This is a genomic window from Novosphingobium resinovorum, assembly GCF_001742225.1.
Taxonomy (GTDB): Bacteria; Pseudomonadota; Alphaproteobacteria; order Sphingomonadales; family Sphingomonadaceae; genus Novosphingobium; species Novosphingobium resinovorum_A.
On sequence record NZ_CP017077.1, the window covers coordinates 761,669 to 779,428 of the forward strand.

The window sequence follows — 17,760 nt, forward strand, 5'->3', positions numbered from 1 at the left end:
TCGGGAGTTCCCCTGTTCAGGTTTGGACGGACGGCAGCGGCGCGATGGTCGCCTGCCATTCCGTATCGTGTGCCCCCGCGAAGTGCGCGGCGCGCTCGAAGCGCTTGGATTTCGAGAGGCTGGCGCCACGGCGGCGCGCGAAGGCGCCGAAGAGCGCCCAGGAGGCCGGGTTGGCCTCTGTGATCGTGGTGGTCAGCGTGGTCGCGCCCTGTACGGCGGGCAGCGAGACCAGTTCATCCAGCATGCGCCCTGCAAGCCCTTCGCCCCGCGCCGCGGCCGCGACCGCGACCTGCCACACGAAGATGCGCTCCGGATGCGAAGGCGGACGGTAGGCGGAAATCCACCCGAGAACCTCGCCGTCGCGCTCCGCGAGCACGCAGGTGTCGGCGAAATCGCTGCACTGAAGCAGATTGCAATAGGCCGAATTGGGATCGAGCGGCTCGGACGCCGCGATCAGCGCAGTGACGGCAGGCCCGTCTTCGGCAGTGGGCCGGCGCAGGACCGGCGAGGTAGTCTTACGCATCGGAATTGTGCCCGCGGGATTCGTCCCGAAGGCGGCTTTACTCATGACTTCATCAAATATTACTTCACCCTCCGAAGCACATTGGCGTGCTTGGCATTTGCCTCATTATGACTGCTGCTGCGCGATAACATACGGATCGTGCGGTTCATTGCAACCATGTGTCGCTAGATATGTTCCCTTAGTGCGCGTCATTGGAATGCAATATTTCGGATTTGGAAGTATCTTGCAGCTTGGCGCAAAGCCGCAGGAAAGCTAGCTGTCGGGGCATGGACAGCGATCTCACGCCAGCAGCACTTTCGGCCCTGAGAAAAATTCTCGACGCCGCCGATCTGGAGAACAGGAGGATGGCTGCGGCAACCGGATTGACCCCGTCGCAGGCCCTGGTCTTGCGACAGATCGGGTCCGGACAAAGCGTGACGCCCAGCGCTGTCGCAGCCGCGCTCCGGTTCGGACAGGCGACGATAACCAACATCGTCGACAAGCTGGCTGCAGCCGGTCTCGTCACTCGCTCTCGCAGCGAGAACGACAAACGCCAGATCCTCGTCCAGGCGACCGAAGAAGGCCTTCAGCGGCTAAACAGCATGCCGTTTCCGTTGCAGATGCGCTTTGGGCGGGGATTTGACAGATTGCCGCGCTGGGAACAGGCCATGATCCTCGCCATGCTCGAACGGATCGGGGCTCTGATTTCAGAAGCCAGCGGTTCGGGCCAGGATACGGCGTAGCGCCTAACACCCCGAACATTCACGGCCTAAAGGTCGCTTCCCAAGCTCATGTGCCCATTGAGCAATTTCCCTCTCGGCTCGACCTTCGGCAACAGATGGTGCACAGAGCCGTTGCAGTCTTGCCCGCATGGCCGGTACGAACGGCCCCCTCAGCTCTTACCCGATGGCCGGGAGTAACGACTTGTCCGATCTGACTATTCCCGACGAACTGTGCACCTTCTTCGAGAACTCTCCGGTCGCCCTGGCCTTGGGCAGCCCGGACGCGGACAATCCGCTGATCCTGGTGAACGGCCGCTTTGCGGACCTGACGGGCTATTCGCAAAAGGACCTTGCAGGTCGCAATTGCCGCATCCTGCAGGGGGCGGCAGAAGATCATGAAGCCCGGGCGAGACTGCGCGCTTTCCTGGGCGACGATGCTGCGGCCAATGTGCGCACCCCGATCCTCAACTTTCGCAAGGACGGAACGCCTTTCGTGAACCTGCTTTACATGTCGAGGCTGCGCACTCTTTCCGGGAGGACGCGCTACATTTTCGCGTCTCAGTTCGATGTCAGCCGCGCTCAGCCCGATCGGCTCAGGGCATATGACAGCGACCTTGGCCTGACACTGACCCGCCTCAGCCCGGTGGCTGCCGAGAGCGGCATCATCGTCGAGGGCACCTTGACCACGATCGCGAATTCGGCCGCGACGATCGCCCAGGCGAGGCTGACCCTCGCCGATCTAGACGACGGCGCGATCCTTTGAGCGGCGACGAATGTACCCGCGGCATCCCGATCATCGGGATCGGCGCATCGGCGGGCGGGCTGGAGGCCCTGCGCGAGATGCTCTCGGTGGCCCGGCTGCCTACGGAAATGGCATTCGTGGTCGTCCAGCATCTCGACCCCAACTACGAGAGCATGCTGGCGCAGTTGCTGGACCGGGCGAGCCCGCTCGACGTGCTCCAGTGCGAGGGCGGCGAAGAAGTTCTGGCAGACCGCGTCTACATCATACCTCCCGGCCGCGGTCTCGCACTGCAGGACGGCAAGCTCCAGCTGACCGATTTCGCCCAGCCGCGCGGACTTCGCCGCCCGATCGACGATTTCTTCATCTCGCTCGCCGCCGAAAAGCAGACCGATGCCGCCTGCGTGATCCTCTCCGGCACGGGGGCCGACGGATCGACGGGATTGCGTGCCATCAAGGAACATGGCGGGGTCTGCGTCGTCCAGACACCGGAAACCGCGCGGTATGACGGGATGCCCGTATCCGCGGTCGGAACCGGCCTCGTGGACTACGTCAAGCAGCCGTCGGAGATCCTCGATTGCCTGAGCGCGTTCTTCGCCCGGCGCCGAGGCGAGCCCCACAAACGCGAAGCCGAACTTGTCGCCGATCATGTCGATGACCTGTGCGCCACCTTGCGCAAGGCCGTTGGCCACGATTTCTCGGGCTACAAGCGCTCGACGCTGGTGCGGCGCGTCGAGCGGCGCATGCACGTGCTGAACATCGATTCGGCCAGCGGCTATTTGCAGCGCGTGCAATCGGATTCAGGCGAGTGCGAGGCGCTGTTCCGCGACCTGCTGATCAATGTCACGCGGTTCTTCCGCGATCCCGAAATGTTCGACGCGCTGCGCGAGAAGGTGATCGAGCCGCTGCTGCGCGACCGTCCCAGCGACGACGACATCAGGGTCTGGATCCCGGGCTGTTCCAGCGGGGAGGAGGCGTACAGCATCGCCATGCTCTTCGCCGAGACGGCACGGCGCATGAATTTCGCCAACCCGGTGCAGATCTTCGCCTCCGACATCGACGAGCAGATGCTGCAGATCGCACGGGAAGGAATTTATCCCGCCTCCGCGCTGGCCGATATCCCTTCGCCCATGCGCGAGCGGTGGACGACGCCGCATGGGGAGAAATTCGCAATCTCGAACCAGATTCGCGACCTTATCCGGTTTTCCAACCACTCGGTTGTAAAGGATCCCCCGTTCTCGCGGATCGATCTTGTTTCCTGCCGCAACCTTCTGATCTACTTCGACGATCGCCTGCAGCAATCGGTGATGCCGATCCTGCATTACGCGATCCGGGAGGGCGGGTACCTGTTCCTCGGCCCCTCGGAAAGCATCGGCCGTTTCGACCATCTGTTCCCGGCTCTGGATCATCACGCCCGCATCTTCGAGCGCGCCCCCGGCACCCCCCGGTACCCGATCGACCTGCCGAGCGGAGAGCATGGCCTTCAGCGTCGCCGTGAGGACAACAGCGATCGGGATGCCCGGCGCAAGCAGTCCGATGCCGGCATAGCCGTCCAGCGCCTGGTCGATCGCTATGCGCCGCCCGCCATGGTGCTAAATCAGGACGGCGCGGTGCTTGCCGCCTATGGCAAGCTGAGCCGCTACTTCGATTTCCCGGTAACCCGCACGGGCGGCTCCAGCGCGATCTCTCTGGCCAAGCCGGGCCTTCGCGACGTGCTCGGCCCACTCGTGCGCCAAGCCCGCGATGCCCGCAAGAAGGTGGTGGCGCGCGAGGTGGAGGTGCGTTCGGATTACGGCATCCAGCCGGTCGAGGCGATCTGCGAGCCATTGCCCGACAATTCGCTGTTGCTGATCCTGCGCGATCGCGGCCCCTTCCAGCCGTTCGACGGGCCGGACTTTACCGAGATCGAAAGCGGCGACGATCACATGGAGGCGCTGGAAGAGGAACTGCGCCTCACCCGCCACAAGCTGCGCACCGCGGTCGAGGAACTGGAGACCGCGAACGAGGAGTTGAAAAGCTCCAACGAAGAAATGATGTCGATGAACGAGGAGCTGCAGTCCACCAACGAGGAACTGTCCACCGTCAACGACGAGCTGAAAAGCAAGGTTGACCAGCTTACCGTCGCGAACGCCGACTTGCGCAACTTTTTCGAGTCCACCGAACTGGCGGTGATCGTGCTCGACGGGCAGCTTCGCATCCGCAGTTTTACCGAAGCGGCGACTGCCATTTTCCCGTTGCAGCAGACCGATCGGGGGCGCCTGCTGGCTGACGTCGCAACGCGCCTGGACGACAGCACCTACCTTGACGACGCGCGGCGCGTGGCGGGCAGCGGAGAGCCTCTCCACCGCCGGGTTCGCACCCGCGACGGCGGCCGAACCCTTTCGCTGCGCGTTCTGCCCTATCGGACCCAGCACGGAACGATCGATGGCGCCACGCTGGTATTGAGCGACATCACCGTCGCCCTGCTGATGGAAGATGATCTGGCCGCCGAGCGCGAGAGGCTCGATCTGGCCGTGAAGACCGGCGGGATCGGGGTCTGGGAGTATCGTCCGGATGAAGACGACGTGATCCTCGACACCACGAGCCGAAGCCAGCTTTCGTTGCCCGCAAAGGGCTCAGTGAATCTCGGCGATGTGCTGGCGAAGGTTCATCCCGAGGATCGCGCCTTGCTCGAAGACGGCATCGCTCATGCCCTTTACAGCGATCAGGACATGGAAATCGCTTTTCGCGTGTGCGAAGCGGAGGATGCTGCCGCCGCCTGCCGTCAGCTCAAGGCCTACGGCCGGCTCATCGGCTCGCGCCCGCGCCGCCTGGTGGGGGCAACGATCGACCTGACGGCGGAATACGCCGTAGCCGAGACACGCGGCCTCATGCTGCGCGAAATGAACCACAGGGTGAAGAACCTGTTCGCAGTGGTCAGCGGCATGATCGCGGTTGCCGGTCGGTCTCACAACGACGTGCGCAGCTATGGCGCGGATCTGCGCGAACGCATCGCGGCGCTGGGCCGGGCACACTCCCTGGCGTCGCCTTCGGGCGAAGAGCAGCAGACATTCTCGCTTCGGACCCTCATCGAGACGACGACCGCCGCCTACGCTGGGCAATCCGGGATTCTGGTCGAAGGCCCGCAGATCGACATCGATCGCAACTGCCTCTCTCCTCTTGCCCTCATCCTGCACGAATGGACAACCAATGCCGCAAAGTACGGTGTCCTGGGACCGCGCGCGGGAACCCTCCGCGTGCGCTGGACGTTAAGCGCCGACGGAATTGACTTGCTCTGGGACGAAGACGGTGATGACACGATTGATGCGGGCGAGGGATCGGGCTTCGGGACATTGCTCGTCACCACTTCTGTCCGTCAGCTTGGTGCCCGGATTTCCCGCGAACTACGCGATGGCCACTTTGCCCTTCGACTGTGGCTGCCTGGCGGTGTGATGGTTCGATGACCGATACCGTACTGATCGTCGAGGACGAGTTGTTCGTCGTGCTCGATCTTGAAGACCTGATTGCCGAAGAGGGTTTCGCTGTCTCCGCACATTGCGGCACGGTTGCCGCCACAATGATTGCGATCGAGCGTCAGAGACCGGTCTGCGCGATCCTCGACGTCCGCCTTCCTGACGGAGAAGTCTTCCCGGCGGCGGATCGCATGCGGGAGATGAACGTCCCGCTTATTTTCCATTCCGGCCACGCTAACGAGAATGCCCTGCGCATTCGCTATCCGGATGCGCAGATTTGCCCAAAGCCCAGTTCTCCTTCTCACCTGCGCGCGGCATTAAAGAAGGCCATCGGCAGAACGGCCTGACAGCGTATATCGGATTGGGGCTAGTTCATAAGACTTCCTCCCCCGAACGTTTTGACCGACGCCTGTCGGGCAGAGTCAGCTTTACGCGACAGTGCGTCAAGTACCGGTCATCTGTTCAGATCGTCAGGACTAGGCATCCAGACCCGCATACTGATCCATTCGCACCTGAACGCTAACCTAACTGACATTTACGCGTGGACGTTGGAATGGCGTATCTTGATCTAGAGCACGCCTGCTGGCCCTGCGGGGATATTGCCTGCAAGCCCGAAGCTCGGAAATCCTTATGGTTTTCATATGAGCCTGTGCGGTCGAAGTGGATCCGCAACACGCGATGGGGCGATAGGAAACGCGCGAGTGGCGTGCCAGCGGGAGATAACCGATTTGCGCCAAACGGGCTGCCGCCAGTGTGTCCGAGATGTGAGGCATGAATGGCAGAATGATCATCCAGCTTCCCACTACCTTATTGATGGCCGATGCCCCGCGATGCTTTCGCCAAAATTTGTCTGCCTGAGCGGGCAGGCCGTTATCGCATGCTGCCCTGCCGGGCACCGTGCAGTACGCGCGAAAGCTCATCCACCGAGTAAGGGCTTCGACCAACTGCTCCACGGCGGTGTTATTTATATAACCTTCAACAAGGTTCGCTTCCGGACCCTCATGCTGAATGTTGAGGCACTCGCTGAAACCGCATCTCAGTACAGGCCGTCAGTTCAAACATCGATCAGGTTTCGTGCCCGCATCAGAGCCTCGGGGTCGGGAGCCCTGTCAAGAAAAGCGTGAAAGGACTCCATTGGATCACGGGTGTCGCCGACGCTCAGGATCTCTTTACGGAACCGCTCGGCCAGCCGGGCGTCGAAGATATCGCCTGAGGCTGCAAAAGCCTCAAAAGCGTCCGCGTCGAGCGTTTCGGACCAGGCATAGCTGTAATACGCGCTCGCATAGCCGCCGTCGAAGATATGTGTGAAATAGGGGAGGCGATGCCGCAGACCAACTGCCGGCGGCATGCCAAGCCTTTCAAGCTCAGAATCAACGAAAGCGCGCGGATCTGCAGAAGCTTGCTCGCAGGTGTGAATGGCCAGATCAATCAGCGAGCAACCGATGAGTTCGGTCGTGGCGAAACCCTGTCCGTAGCTGAGTGCATTGCGGATCGCCTCGATCAGCGTCTCGGGCACGCCGAACCCGGACAAGACTTCCTTGCTGACGATCCAGTTTTCCATGAGCTTGCTGGGGAATTCGACAAAATCGCGGGCCACCGCCGTGCCCGACTGGCTGGGGTAGGTCACCCGCGAAAGAAGGCCATGCAAGGCATGGCCGAACTCGTGGAACAGCGTGCGCGCCTCGTCGATCGACAGGCGCGTGGCGCCAGTGTCCGGCGGCGGCGCACCCGCGAAGTTGGCGACGAGGTAGACGACTGGAAGCACTTCCCCGTCCATCGCTTCCTGCACGCGCAAAGTGCCCATCCAGGCCCCGCCGTGCTTTTCCGGCCGGGCAAGATAATCGGTGAACAGCAATCCTACAGGGCCAGTTGCCTTGTCTCGGACCTCCCAGGCCCAGACATCGGGATGATAGCCGGGGATGTCCTCGCGGCGCGTGAAGCTCAGTCCGTAAAGCCTGGCAGCCGTATCGAAGGCCGCCTGCCGGACAGCGTCCAGACGCAGATGCTTCGCCACCGCGGCGCCGTCCAGGGCATAGCGGGAACGGCGCACCTGCTCAGCATAGAAGCGCCAGTCCCACGCCGCGAGTGTGAAGGCGCCGCCTTCGGCATCGATCAGCGCCTGCAGCTCGGCCGCCTCCTCCGCAGCGCGGCGCTTGCCGGGCTCCCACAGCTGCTCCAGGAGAGCAAGCGCGGCGGCAGGCGTGTGCGCCATGCTGTCCTCCAGCGCATAGTGCGCATGGTCGGCGTACCCGAGCAGGATTGCCCGCTCGTGCCTGAGCGCCAGGATTTCAGCGATGATGGGCCAGTTGTCATGTTCCCCGCCATTGCAGCGCCCGGTAAAGGCGCGCCACAGCTTTTCCCGCAAATCGCGGCGCGTGGAAAAGCTCAGGAAGCTTTCGTAGTCGGTGCGATCAAGGGTTACGTGGAAGCGGCCCGGAGCGCCTGCTGCTGCTGCCCGCGCGGCAGCCGCGTCACGTTGGGAGGGAGGCAGCCCTGCGAGGTCATCCTCGCCAAGGTCCAGTATCCAGTCGGCAGTCGCCGCCAGGACGTTATGGCCGAACTTCACGGAGAGATCTGAAAGTCGGGACTGGATTGCGGCAAAGCGTTCCTTGTGCTCAGCCCCCAGAGCCGCACCGCTTCGCCGGGCGCCGGCGTAACTGGATTCGACCAGGCGCACCTGCGCCGGCGTCAGGCCGGCATCATGGCGTGACGCGTGGACTGCAGCGATGCGCTTGGCGAGCGCGGCGTTATGGTTGATCACGGTGGAATGAGCACTCAGCAGCGCCGAGACCTCGGCCTCGATAGCGCGGATGCCCGCCGCTGCGTGCGCTGAGGATAGCGTCCAGAACAGGCGGCGGACCCGGCCAAGCGCTTCTCCCGACCGCTCCAGAGCAGCGATGGTGTTCTCGAACGTCGGCGTTTCTGCCTGTTCCGCGATCCTGGTCACTTCCGCGCGGTGCCATGCGGCCGCGACCTTCAACGCGGGCAGGAAGTCCTCCGCCCGCACCAGCGCAAACGGCGGGGCGCCGAGCGGGCCGTCCCAGGGACGCAGAAGCGCATTTGTCAGATGATCATTCAACGGACTGGACCTCGTCGGTGTATACGTCGAAGCGCGCCAGGGTCGCTGGCCCGAACGCCGTCGTCAAGGCAACGTCGGTAGCATCGCGGCCGCGCGCCATCAGGATGCGGCCGATACGCGGTTTATTGTGGCGGGCATCATGGGTGTACCAGCTGCCATCGATGTAGACGTCGAACCAGGCGCTGAAGTCCATCGGCGCGTCTGCGGCCGGCACCCCGATATCACCCAGGTAACCCGTGCAGTAGCGCGCGGGAAGGTTCATGCACCGGCACAGCGTGATGGCGAGATGCGCGAAATCGCGGCAGACGCCCTGACGCTCCTGATAGCCGTTCCAGGCCGTCTTGTCGGGCCGGGCATAGTGGTAACCGAATTCAATGTGCCGGTGCACGAAATCGACGATCGCATCCACGCGGTCGCGGGCATTGCTGTAGTGGCCGAAGTTACTCCAGGCCACGTCCATGAGCCGGTCGGTTTCGCAATAGCGGCTGCCCAGCAGGAATGGCATGACGAAATCTGGAAGGTCCTCGACTGGCATTTGCGGGCCGTTGGCAGGACGAATGTCCGGCTCGCCGTTGTCTTCAATGACGAATTCGCAGGACAGGGTCACGCCGCCCGGTGGTATGCTGAGGCGCGTCGCGACGTTCCCGAAGACGTCCTCGAACTGATAGAGAGGAATGTCGGGATCGGCCAGCAGGCGCTGGGGCGTGCGCAGGTCCTGGTGGCGCGAGGGGTGAAGGCTGAGCATCGCCATCATCGCCGTCTTCGTTTCGGTTTCAAATCGGATATCGTAGCCACAGCGGATCAGCATGGGTGTCACTTTCCTGAAGCGCCGGAGCGGCGGCTGTTTACGGCGCCATGGCCGAACGACGGGAACTGGTCGGGATCGGCCCGGTGGACATCGACGGTCACGTCCATGCCGAGGAAACTGGCGGGCAGGCCGAACCAGGTGCCCGACAGCGGCAACGCCTGGTAGGGATCGCGCGCTACTGCGACACGGATGAGCCCGCGATTGCCGATGATGCCGTTGGTGGGATCGAACTCGACCCATCCGGAGCCGGGCAGGAAGATGCGGACCCAGGCATGGGTATTGCCCCCGCCGACGACGCCCTCGGACCGGGACGGATTGTAGACATAGCCTGAGACGAACCGGGCCGCGAAGCCGAGCGCGCGAACCGCTTCGATCATCAGCACGGCAAAGTCGCGGCAGGTCCCTTGACGCTTCTTCAATGTGTCGATCAGCGTCTGGGTGCCCTTTTCATGACGCGGGACATAAGTGAAGTCCCGCTTGATGCTGGTCGCCATCTCGGTCAGCAGGGAAATAGTCCCGGTGCTTGCCTCGTCCTTGAGGAAAGCGCGCGCCCAGTTGTCGACAATGCGCTCAGGATCGAGGTGCTGGCGCTCAATCGAGCGCAGCAGGTCGGGCATGTCCTCTGCCGAATAGGTAAAGGGAAACAGGCGCGCATAATTCTCGACGTCCACCTGCGTCTGGGCGAGCGGAGCATGCTCGAGTGTCGTCTCGCTGGTAATCGTCAAGCCTGCCGTGCGGCGCTCAAACGAGGCGACGGCAACGGAATTGCCGAATACGTCGTGCAGCCAGCGCAGTTCATTGGGCTCAGGGTCGATGATCAGGCGCGCGGACAGCAATCGCTGGTCAAACGCCTCGCGCGGCCGCATCATGATGCGATGTTCACCGAGCGAGACAGGCTGCTGGTAGCGATACAGCGTCGTGCGATGGATTGTCAGCAACGGCATGGTGGAACGTCCTGATGGCCGGGCGCGCAAAAGGAAGCGTGCTGGGTCCGCAAGACCCCGAGCCGTTTGGTATTTTCAACGTGGATGGACGCTCACCGTTCCTGCTGATCGGCGATCATGCAGGATCGACGGTTCCATTTCCCTTGCAATCACTTGGTTTGCAGCCCGATGATTTCAGACGACACATAGCGATCGATATCGGGGTATTCGGCCTCGGCCAGGCTCTGGCCCTCCTGCTGGATGCGCCTTTCGTGCATCAGCCCTACTCGCGCCTGGTCATCGACTGCAATCGCTCGCCCGCACGGCCTGATGCCATCCCGGAGGTCTCGGATGGCACCCCCATTCCCGGAAACCGACATCTGAGTGACCGGGCCCGCGATGCCCGGTCCGCCGCGATCCACGGGCCGTATCATGCCACGATCGCGGCGCTCCTTGATACCCGGCTTGCTACCGCCAAGGAGACGGTCCTACTGTCATTGCACAGCTTCACGCCCGAAATGGACGGGATGAACCGGCCTTGGGACGTCGGGGTCCTGCACGGTTCGGGACGGCCTGGGTTCGCCCACGCGCTGCGCGATGCACTCGCCGATCAGGCAGACCTGATCGTTGGCGATAACGAGCCTTACGCCATGGACGAGACCGACTACACGATCCCTTTCCACGCGTTTGCGCGGAACCTGAGCTACGCCGAGATCGAGGTGCGACAGGACCTTGTCGGCAACCCGTCCGGACAAGAAGCGTGGGCGACGCGTCTGGCTGACGCGGCACGACGAGCCGCTGAATTATCGTCGATACGTGACGGCTCAGGGAAAGAGCCTCCTGCTCCTGGGCAAGAACGCATTCGGGGGCACATGGCTTGACGGGCAACTCCTGAACGAGACGGCCCTCATCGCATCAATCCTGCACTCCTCAGCGCATCTTCGATGACCTTGCGCACGCCGGCGGTGCGATGCGCATGCTGGTCATGGATAAAGGGACGGCGCGCGAAGATCTGCGGCATTGCATTGCCGACCAGGTCATTAGCCGGTTCCTGCTCGCGCGGCGCGGGCGCAGGCTTCGTTACAATACTGGCAGCCCTTCTCTCGCTTGCCTGAGCCAGTCCCCAGAAGCGGCAGATGAGCTGGGTCGAGGATATCTTCGCCTCCAGCATGTAGGCACCGCTGGCTCCGCAACCCTCTTCGCTCAGGGTGTCGAGCGGAGTGCCGTGCCCCATGCCGTGGATGGCGTATTCCTCGATCACCTCGCGGCCGGATGCATCGGTCCAGGCACGGCGGGTATGGGCGCCGATAGTCTCGACATGATCCGGTGCCGTTCGCGCACCGTGCAGGGGGCGCCACTGGTCGATGATGGCCTGGGCATTGCCGTGCCTCACTGTCGCATCGGCAGTACCATGCCAGATTGAGAGCGTGGGCCACGGTCCCGCGTGGTCCGAAGCATCGCGAACCCGAGCCGTCAGTTCCAGGGCGCTCGGCATGCCGTGTCCGCGCATCCGGTCGAATGCCTGCGAAACCGTGGCGGCGCTTGCGTAGGGCAGGCCAGCGATGATCGCGCCGCCTGCGAACACTTCCGGATAAGCGGCAAGCATGACCGCGGTCATCGCCCCGCCTGCCGACAGGCCGGTCACGAACACGCGGGCCGGGTCCAGTCCGTGCCGCGCGGTGACGGCGGCAACCATTTGCCGGATGGAATACGCCTCGCCTGCGCCCCGCCGGTTGTCGCCCGGCGCGAACCAGTTGAAGCACAGGTTTGGGTTGTTCTGGCGCTGCTGCTCGGGGAATAGCACGGCAAATCCGTACCGGTCCGCCATGTCCGACCATCCTGCGCCGATGTCGTACCCCCCGGCATTCTGCGTGCAGCCATGCAGGACGACGACCAGCGCGGCGTTGGCCCCTAGAGTATGCGGGATGTAGACGAATCCGCTTAGTCCCCCGGGGTTTGGACCGAAATCGGACAGCGGCGTCAGCCGGCTGCTGGTTGGGATAAAGCCATTTTCGGCTCTCGCGGCGCGCAGGGCTGCGAGCCGGCTGATCGTGTCGGATATCTTGCGCATGCCAGTTCCTTCGGGTCAGGGCCGCTGTGCGGCTGTGTGCGCCAATTTATGCTGCACTGCACAATAATTGGAGGAGAAACGGACGAGCGCAAGACGTGATGCTGCAAAATTAGCCTGCGTTAAGACGTTTGATCAGCTGCGAGGACGCGGCGTCGGCAAATGGTTATCGCGCTCGCGAAGGCCGATGCGCCGCGCTGAGGCATCCGAGCCGCGTTGCTCACCGAGCGCCTGTTCATCAAAGCCGGCCCCCAGCGCCTTCCCGCGAATGCCACGGCGCCATCTAACCTGATCTCCTACACATTGCGATCCGGCCTTCGAGCCTCCCGAGATGACCCCGCGTTCGTGGTTGAGCTGCGTGCGAACGCTCGCGCACCTTGGGGTAGGTGGCACCCAACGCGGGATCAGGGCCAGCCGCCAACAAGCCGGCGCTTGCGCAAGGCAAGGACGCGCCCGTCTATGTCCTTGCACAGCTTCGACATCGAGGACTTGGAGATCCCGGTCATGCCCATCGCCTGCACCGGTTCGGCGAGGCGGCGGGTGCTGACGCTGGCGATCCACTCCTCCTGGATCGCTGCGAACAGCGCCTTCCCCGCAGTCTTGCGCGGCTTCAGGAAGCCGGGACAGCAGGCACCGCGCAGGGACCTTGCGGTTCAGGGCGGAGCCGATTTTACCGCTGCGCAGAGCGTGTCGGAAAAACCGGGCCGCGAACCTGCATCCTTGCGGCATCGAAGGGCCTCTGCCGAGAGACGATTTGCTCGTAGGATCCGCGCAGCCAGGTATCTATTTCATGAGGATCGAGGATCGTCACCATCGCCTTGGGGTGGATCGGTTCAACCAGCGAATTGGCATTGCAGGTCACCATGGTGAAGCCATTTCCCTGCTCCGTGTGCTGCCAGAACCCGGCCACGGCGAAGACAGGTTGATCCGTAACCGAAAACCACATCTCGCCTTTAAGCGGCGGCTTGCCGTCGCCAAGATCGTGCTTTTGCGGCGTAAATTCGCAAAATTCGGTAAGAGGCACCACGCAGCGGTTTTCCGGCCGCTCGGCGAGCCTCTTCCACTGCGGCAACGACAAGTTGCGCACGTTGGTCATCGGATATGCGGATTCCGGGATTATCGCGCGCACCATTCCGAATTGATGGCGCGCAGGATTCCGAGGTGATCGCGCGCAGCGTTCCGAGAATTATCCGCGCAGCATTCCGAGATGATCGCGCGCAGTTTGGGATGACGTGAAGCCTGATCGTTGGGACCAGTTCCCTGGCTGAGCAGCCAGGAGGATTGGATGCCGACGAGGAGGGTTATGATGCGCCATGTGCGCGAGATATTGAGACTGAGCCTGGACGCCAGGCTCTCGACCCGAGCGGTAGCAGAGCATGTCCGGACGGGGGCAACCACGGTGCGCGACACGCTCAGGCGGTTTGATCAATCCGGGCTGTCGTGGCCGTTGCCGCCCGAGATTGGCGATGCGGATCTGGAGGAGCGGCTCTACGGCGTTCCCGGCGTAAAGCCGGGACGGCGCAAGCTTCCGGAGCCGGACTGGCCGGTGGTAGCGCGCGAACTGAAGCGCAAACACGTGACGCTGCAGGTGCTCTGGGAGGAGTACCGCGCCGAGCATCCAGACGGATATCGCTATAGCCGGTTCTGCGATCTGTTCCGCCGGTGGGAAGGCCGCCTGCCGCTGGTCATGCGCCAGAGCCATGCCGGAGGCGAAAAGCTGTTCCTCGACTACGCTGGCGACACGGTGCCGGTCGTGGTGGACCGCAGGACCGGGGAAGTCCGCGGTGCCCACATCTTCGTTGCCGTAATGGGCGGATCGAGCCTGTCGTTTGCGCTGGCGACATGGACCGAGCAGTTTCCCGATTGGATCGCGGGCAACAACGCCGCCTTCGCCTTCTTCCGCGGCGTTCCCCAGTTGCTGGTGCCCGACAACGCCAAGGTGGCGGTGATCAAGGCCTGTCACTTCGATCCTCAGGTGAACCGAAGCTACACCGACATGGCGCGGCATTACGGTACGGCGATCCTGCCGACGCGGCCGCGCAAGCCGCGGGACAAGGCCAAGGTCGAAGCCTGCGTCGGTATCGTCGAGCGCTGGCTATTAGGCCGCTTGCGTAACCGAATCTTCTACAGCCTCGCGGAGGTCAACGCGGCGATCGCCGAGTGCCTTGCCGATCTCAATGACCGGCGCGTGCTGCGCCAGTTTGGCAAGACGCGCCGCCAGTTGTTCAACGAAGTCGATGTTCCAAACCTCAAGCCGCTGCCGGCAGAGCCGTGGGTTCATGCCGAATGGCGCCGCTGCCGCGTCGGGCTCGATTACCATATCGCGATCGAGCGACATCATTACTCTGTTCCGCACCGCTTCGCGCGCCGCGAGGTCGAAGCCCGGTTCACTGCCAGTACCGTCGAGATCTTCCTGGGAGGCGAGCGCATTGCTGTGCACCTGCGCAGCAGCGGCAATGGCCGGCACACCACCGTCCCCGAGCACATGCCATCCAGCCACCGGCGCTACGGCGAATGGACGCTGGCGAAAATCCGGCAGGAGGCAAGCCGGATCGGGCCGATGCTATCCTTGCTGGTCGAGAAGGTCATCGAGGCAAAGCCCCATCCCGAACAGGGCTATCGATCCTGTCTGGGCATCATCGGGCTCGAAAAACGCTTCGGTCCCGAGCGCCTCGAAGCTGCGGCGTTGCGCGCGCTGGAGATCCAGGCGCGCAATTACCCGTCGGTTAAATCGATCCTCGAGAAGGGCCTCGACCAGGTGCCCGTTCCCCAATCCCCCGAGCAAGAGCCGATCATCCATTCCAACATCCGCGGCTCGAGCTACTACAACTGAAGGAGCAAGAATGCTGAAGCATCCCACTCTGGACCTTCTGGGCCAACTCGGCCTCGCCGGCATGGCCAAGGCCTTCGCCGAGATGGAAAGCAACGATGACGCAGCCAGTCTCAGCCACGCAGAATGGCTGGCACTGCTGCTCGACCACGAGGCCACCTACCGAAATGACAGGCGCCTCGCTCTGCGCTTGCGACATGCCAAGCTGCGACACCGCGCCGTGCCCGAGGACGTTGATTACCGAACGCGCCGCAGTCTTGACCGCCGGCTCTTCGAGACGTTGCTCGCTGGCGAATGGATATCCAGGCACGAGAACTTGGCCATCATCGGCCCGACCGGCATCGGGAAAAGTTGGTTGGCCTGTGCGATCGGTCACAAGGCCTGCCGTGATAACCGTTCCGTTCTCTACACCCGGTTGCCGCGGCTAATCGACGAACTCACCTTGGCCAAGGGTGACGGCCGTATCGCTGCTCGCCTGAAAAGCCTTGCCCGGGTCGATCTGCTGATCCTGGATGATTGGGGGCTTCAGCCTCTCGACGGCAACGCCCGGCACCATCTGCTCGAAATCCTTGAGGACCGTTACGGTCAGCGCTCCACGCTGGTCACCAGCCAACTTCCGGTGCCCCGCTGGCATCAGACCATAAACGATCCGACCTACGCCGACGCCATCCTGGACCGCCTCGTTCACAACGCACACCGCCTAGAACTCGAAGGTGAATCCATGCGTCGAAATGCCGCCACCGCCGCGGCTTGACCAAGGCGCCAACATAGGTGACATCCACGACCAACGATCAGGCGCTTCAACTGCGCGCGATCAGATCGGAACGCTGCGCGGCATCAAATCGGAATGCCTGCGCGCGATGGTCGGAATCCGCATCGGATACGGCGCCTTGCCCCCCAGGACGTCCCAATTCATTATGTCCCATGCCCGCACCCCGTCCTGTTCGCGGATGACGTACGCCCTTCCCTTCGGCCGAAGCTCTTGAGGATCGAAGCGGTTGTCGCGCGGGCGCTCGCTGAAGAGCTCGGCGACCGATCCCCAGATCGTCTCGATCTCGCCTTTCATGCGGGCGCGGTTGCACATGGATCAACTCCTGTAAGACGATAGCTTTCTATATGGCGGGCACTGGTCCCTGCCATACTCGCATTTCAAATGTTGCCCTGTTCTTCCATCGGAACCTCGTCACCCGGCGCGAAGTAGAGCGCGGCGCATTCCGCCCGCAAGCATCCGCCTTCGAGAGCAAGGTCGTCACGAAATGCGTCCTTGATAAAGTCCATCGTGTCGAGGTGACGATCCTCGAAATACATCTGGTGAACGTCGCCGCGACCCGCGCCATAGATTATGCGACCGACCTTGGCCCAGATCGAGGCCATCGTGCACATTCCGCACGGCTGAAGGGTCGAGTAGAGCGTCGCGCCGCGAAGGTCCATGTCGCCATGGACTGGCCCCGCTCCGCGGAAAGCCACCATTTCGGCATGGGCCGTCGCGTCGCAAGTCTCTTCGGTCTCGTTGACTGCCCGGGAGAGCTCGCGGCCATCCAGCACAATGATGGCAGCAATCGGGGTGTCCTGCGGCGTTGTTCCTTTTGTTTTTGCCAATTGAATGGCCGCACGCATCCAGGCTCGGTCGTTGTCGTCGAACATGGCGGCTTAGGCGCCCGCAGGCCGCAGGCCGGCCCCGGCCGTACCAAAACTTGCCGGCTCGTCGCGGGAGTAGGTCCCGATCAGCAAGCCAGCGGCCAGGACTTTGCCCTGTATCGCATCGAGAAACGCGGAACGTCCCGGGTTTGCTTCAAGGACTGGGACGTGGGAGAGCGCGAAAAGCTGGAATACGTAGTCATGTGCCCCGTGGCCCTTGGGAGGATCTGGTGGCAGCCAGCCTTCGGCCAGATAACTGTTTCGGCCTACGTCGCTGCCGTCCGCTGCGCCATTCCCGTCGGGCATGATCGCACCCTCGGGCAGCCCTCCAACATCGGGCGGGATATTCCAGACAAGGCCATGCACCAGGGGATTGGGGGCCGGTGCATCGGGATCCTCGACAAGTAGCGCCAAAGATGCTGTTCCTGCCGGGAGAGGCCCCCAGATCAGCGGCGGTGAAACGCCCTCCCCGTCGGCGGTGAACCTGATCGGGAGGCGCTGACCGTCCGCGAATGCGGGACTCGAAAGCGGAAGAGCCTGTCGCCCATGTCTTCGCGAACGATTGCCAGTTTCGAGTGTCCGGCACGGACATCCTTGAGCAAGCTCCCCAGCCAGGCAGGTACGTGTTCGAGCACTTCGTCATCCTTTCCTCATCGGGCGATGAGACTTCCTGCATCTTCGATGGTTCGCTGCATGCGGCCCCTACATCAGACGAACAGGCTCCGTTGCCCGGTCTGCGTGGACCGTCCGGTCATGCCTTTGCAGGTAAGCATCAACATGTGCGACAAACGCGCTTTTGAACGCCACGAGATCAACAGTGCGCCAGGAAACCTCGTCCCTTATGCCTTCGATCCGGCCGATCAGAACGTCCTGGTCTCGGCAGTACATGATCGGCGTCGTGAAGCCGCGATGGTGCAGGCGATTAGCGGCAACCAGGAGGGAGTTTTCAATTTCAGGCATCGCTTCGGTAACGCACAAGCGTAAGGATGGTCGCAAGGG

At 62.9% G+C, this 17,760-nt stretch carries 14 protein-coding genes and 4 pseudogenes; 8 read left to right on the plus strand and 10 right to left on the minus strand.

Going from position 1 to position 17,760, the window contains the following annotated elements:
- Nucleotides 1-16: 16 nt before the first annotated feature.
- Entirely contained in the window at nt 17-523 is a 507-nt protein-coding gene (ectA, locus tag BES08_RS28580) for a diaminobutyrate acetyltransferase (RefSeq protein ID WP_083274897.1), read from the minus strand.
- Between the two features lie 266 nt (nt 524-789).
- Here ectA and BES08_RS28585 point away from each other — a divergent pair, with 266 nt between their 5' ends.
- From BES08_RS28585 to BES08_RS28600, 4 genes are all read left to right on the plus strand, one after another.
- Nucleotides 790-1,245 carry a MarR family winged helix-turn-helix transcriptional regulator gene (locus BES08_RS28585; RefSeq protein ID WP_069710070.1) on the plus strand — a complete coding sequence of 152 codons (456 nt, stop codon included), beginning with the start codon at nt 790-792 and terminating at the stop codon, nt 1,243-1,245.
- A gap of 181 nt (nt 1,246-1,426) precedes the next feature.
- Nucleotides 1,427-1,987, plus strand: a complete 561-nt coding sequence (locus BES08_RS28590) for a PAS domain-containing protein (protein ID WP_231958410.1) — start codon at nt 1,427-1,429, stop codon at nt 1,985-1,987.
- Nucleotides 1,984-5,406 (plus strand): CheR family methyltransferase, encoded by a 3,423-nt coding sequence (locus BES08_RS28595; protein ID WP_083274898.1) that lies wholly within the window; start codon nt 1,984-1,986, stop codon nt 5,404-5,406. The genes BES08_RS28590 and BES08_RS28595 overlap by 4 nt, the downstream gene beginning before the upstream one ends.
- Nucleotides 5,403-5,762 (plus strand): response regulator, encoded by a 360-nt coding sequence (locus tag BES08_RS28600; protein ID WP_069710072.1) that lies wholly within the window; start codon nt 5,403-5,405, stop codon nt 5,760-5,762. Before BES08_RS28595 ends, BES08_RS28600 begins: the two co-directional genes overlap by 4 nt.
- Nucleotides 5,763-6,469: 707 nt before the next feature.
- Here BES08_RS28600 and BES08_RS28605 read toward each other — a convergent pair.
- The 3 genes from BES08_RS28605 to BES08_RS28615 are packed head-to-tail and all read right to left on the minus strand — an operon-like array spanning nt 6,470 to nt 10,246.
- The gene (locus BES08_RS28605) at nt 6,470-8,494 is read right to left on the minus strand and encodes a M3 family metallopeptidase (RefSeq protein ID WP_069710073.1); all 2,025 of its coding nucleotides are present in this window, start codon (nt 8,492-8,494) and stop codon (nt 6,470-6,472) included.
- On the minus strand, nt 8,487-9,302 hold the full coding sequence (locus BES08_RS28610) for a transglutaminase-like domain-containing protein (RefSeq protein WP_069710074.1): 816 nt from the start codon (nt 9,300-9,302) through the stop codon (nt 8,487-8,489). The genes BES08_RS28605 and BES08_RS28610 overlap by 8 nt, the downstream gene beginning before the upstream one ends.
- 5 nt (nt 9,303-9,307) lie before the next feature.
- A complete protein-coding gene (locus BES08_RS28615; protein WP_069710075.1) occupies nt 9,308-10,246 on the minus strand; it encodes a transglutaminase family protein in 939 nt (312 codons plus the stop codon).
- 14 nt (nt 10,247-10,260) lie between these two features.
- On the opposite strand from BES08_RS28615, the gene BES08_RS28620 reads away from it, so the two are divergent.
- On the plus strand, nt 10,261-11,106 hold the full coding sequence (locus BES08_RS28620; RefSeq protein ID WP_051211442.1) for an N-formylglutamate amidohydrolase: 846 nt from the start codon (nt 10,261-10,263) through the stop codon (nt 11,104-11,106).
- Nucleotides 11,107-11,132: 26 nt separating this feature from the next.
- On the opposite strand, the gene BES08_RS28625 is transcribed toward BES08_RS28620, so the two are convergent.
- The 3 genes and pseudogenes from BES08_RS28625 to BES08_RS28630 all read right to left on the minus strand — a co-directional run.
- Nucleotides 11,133-12,296 carry an extracellular catalytic domain type 1 short-chain-length polyhydroxyalkanoate depolymerase gene (locus BES08_RS28625; RefSeq protein ID WP_008829146.1) on the minus strand — a complete coding sequence of 388 codons (1,164 nt, stop codon included), beginning with the start codon at nt 12,294-12,296 and terminating at the stop codon, nt 11,133-11,135.
- Between the two features lie 364 nt (nt 12,297-12,660).
- A pseudogene (locus BES08_RS33400) lies at nt 12,661-12,928 on the minus strand (transposase); the annotation flags it as partial.
- 35 nt (nt 12,929-12,963) lie between these two features.
- A pseudogene (locus tag BES08_RS28630) lies at nt 12,964-13,428 on the minus strand (SOS response-associated peptidase family protein); the annotation flags it as partial.
- 171 nt (nt 13,429-13,599) lie between these two features.
- Here BES08_RS28630 and istA point away from each other — a divergent pair.
- Nucleotides 13,600-15,126, plus strand: coding sequence for an IS21 family transposase (istA, locus tag BES08_RS28635; RefSeq protein WP_083274933.1), 1,527 nt, complete (start codon nt 13,600-13,602; stop codon nt 15,124-15,126).
- A gap of 10 nt (nt 15,127-15,136) precedes the next feature.
- Entirely contained in the window at nt 15,137-15,877 is a 741-nt protein-coding gene (gene istB / locus BES08_RS28640; RefSeq protein ID WP_069710077.1) for an IS21-like element helper ATPase IstB, read from the plus strand.
- Nucleotides 15,878-15,997: 120 nt separating this feature from the next.
- On the opposite strand, the pseudogene BES08_RS28645 reads toward istB, so the two are convergent.
- From BES08_RS28645 to BES08_RS32365, 3 genes and pseudogenes are all read right to left on the minus strand, one after another.
- Nucleotides 15,998-16,207, minus strand: a pseudogene (locus BES08_RS28645) (DUF159 family protein); the annotation flags it as partial.
- Nucleotides 16,208-16,272: 65 nt separating this feature from the next.
- Nucleotides 16,273-16,767, minus strand: coding sequence for a nucleoside deaminase (locus BES08_RS28650; RefSeq protein ID WP_008829143.1), 495 nt, complete (start codon nt 16,765-16,767; stop codon nt 16,273-16,275).
- Between the two features lie 6 nt (nt 16,768-16,773).
- Nucleotides 16,774-17,396, minus strand: a pseudogene (locus BES08_RS32365) (YbhB/YbcL family Raf kinase inhibitor-like protein).
- 118 nt (nt 17,397-17,514) lie between these two features.
- Between BES08_RS32365 and BES08_RS33810 the strand changes: the two are divergent.
- A complete protein-coding gene (locus tag BES08_RS33810) occupies nt 17,515-17,745 on the plus strand; it encodes a hypothetical protein (RefSeq protein ID WP_037518503.1) in 231 nt (76 codons plus the stop codon).
- The last annotated feature ends 15 nt before the right edge of the window (nt 17,746-17,760 follow it).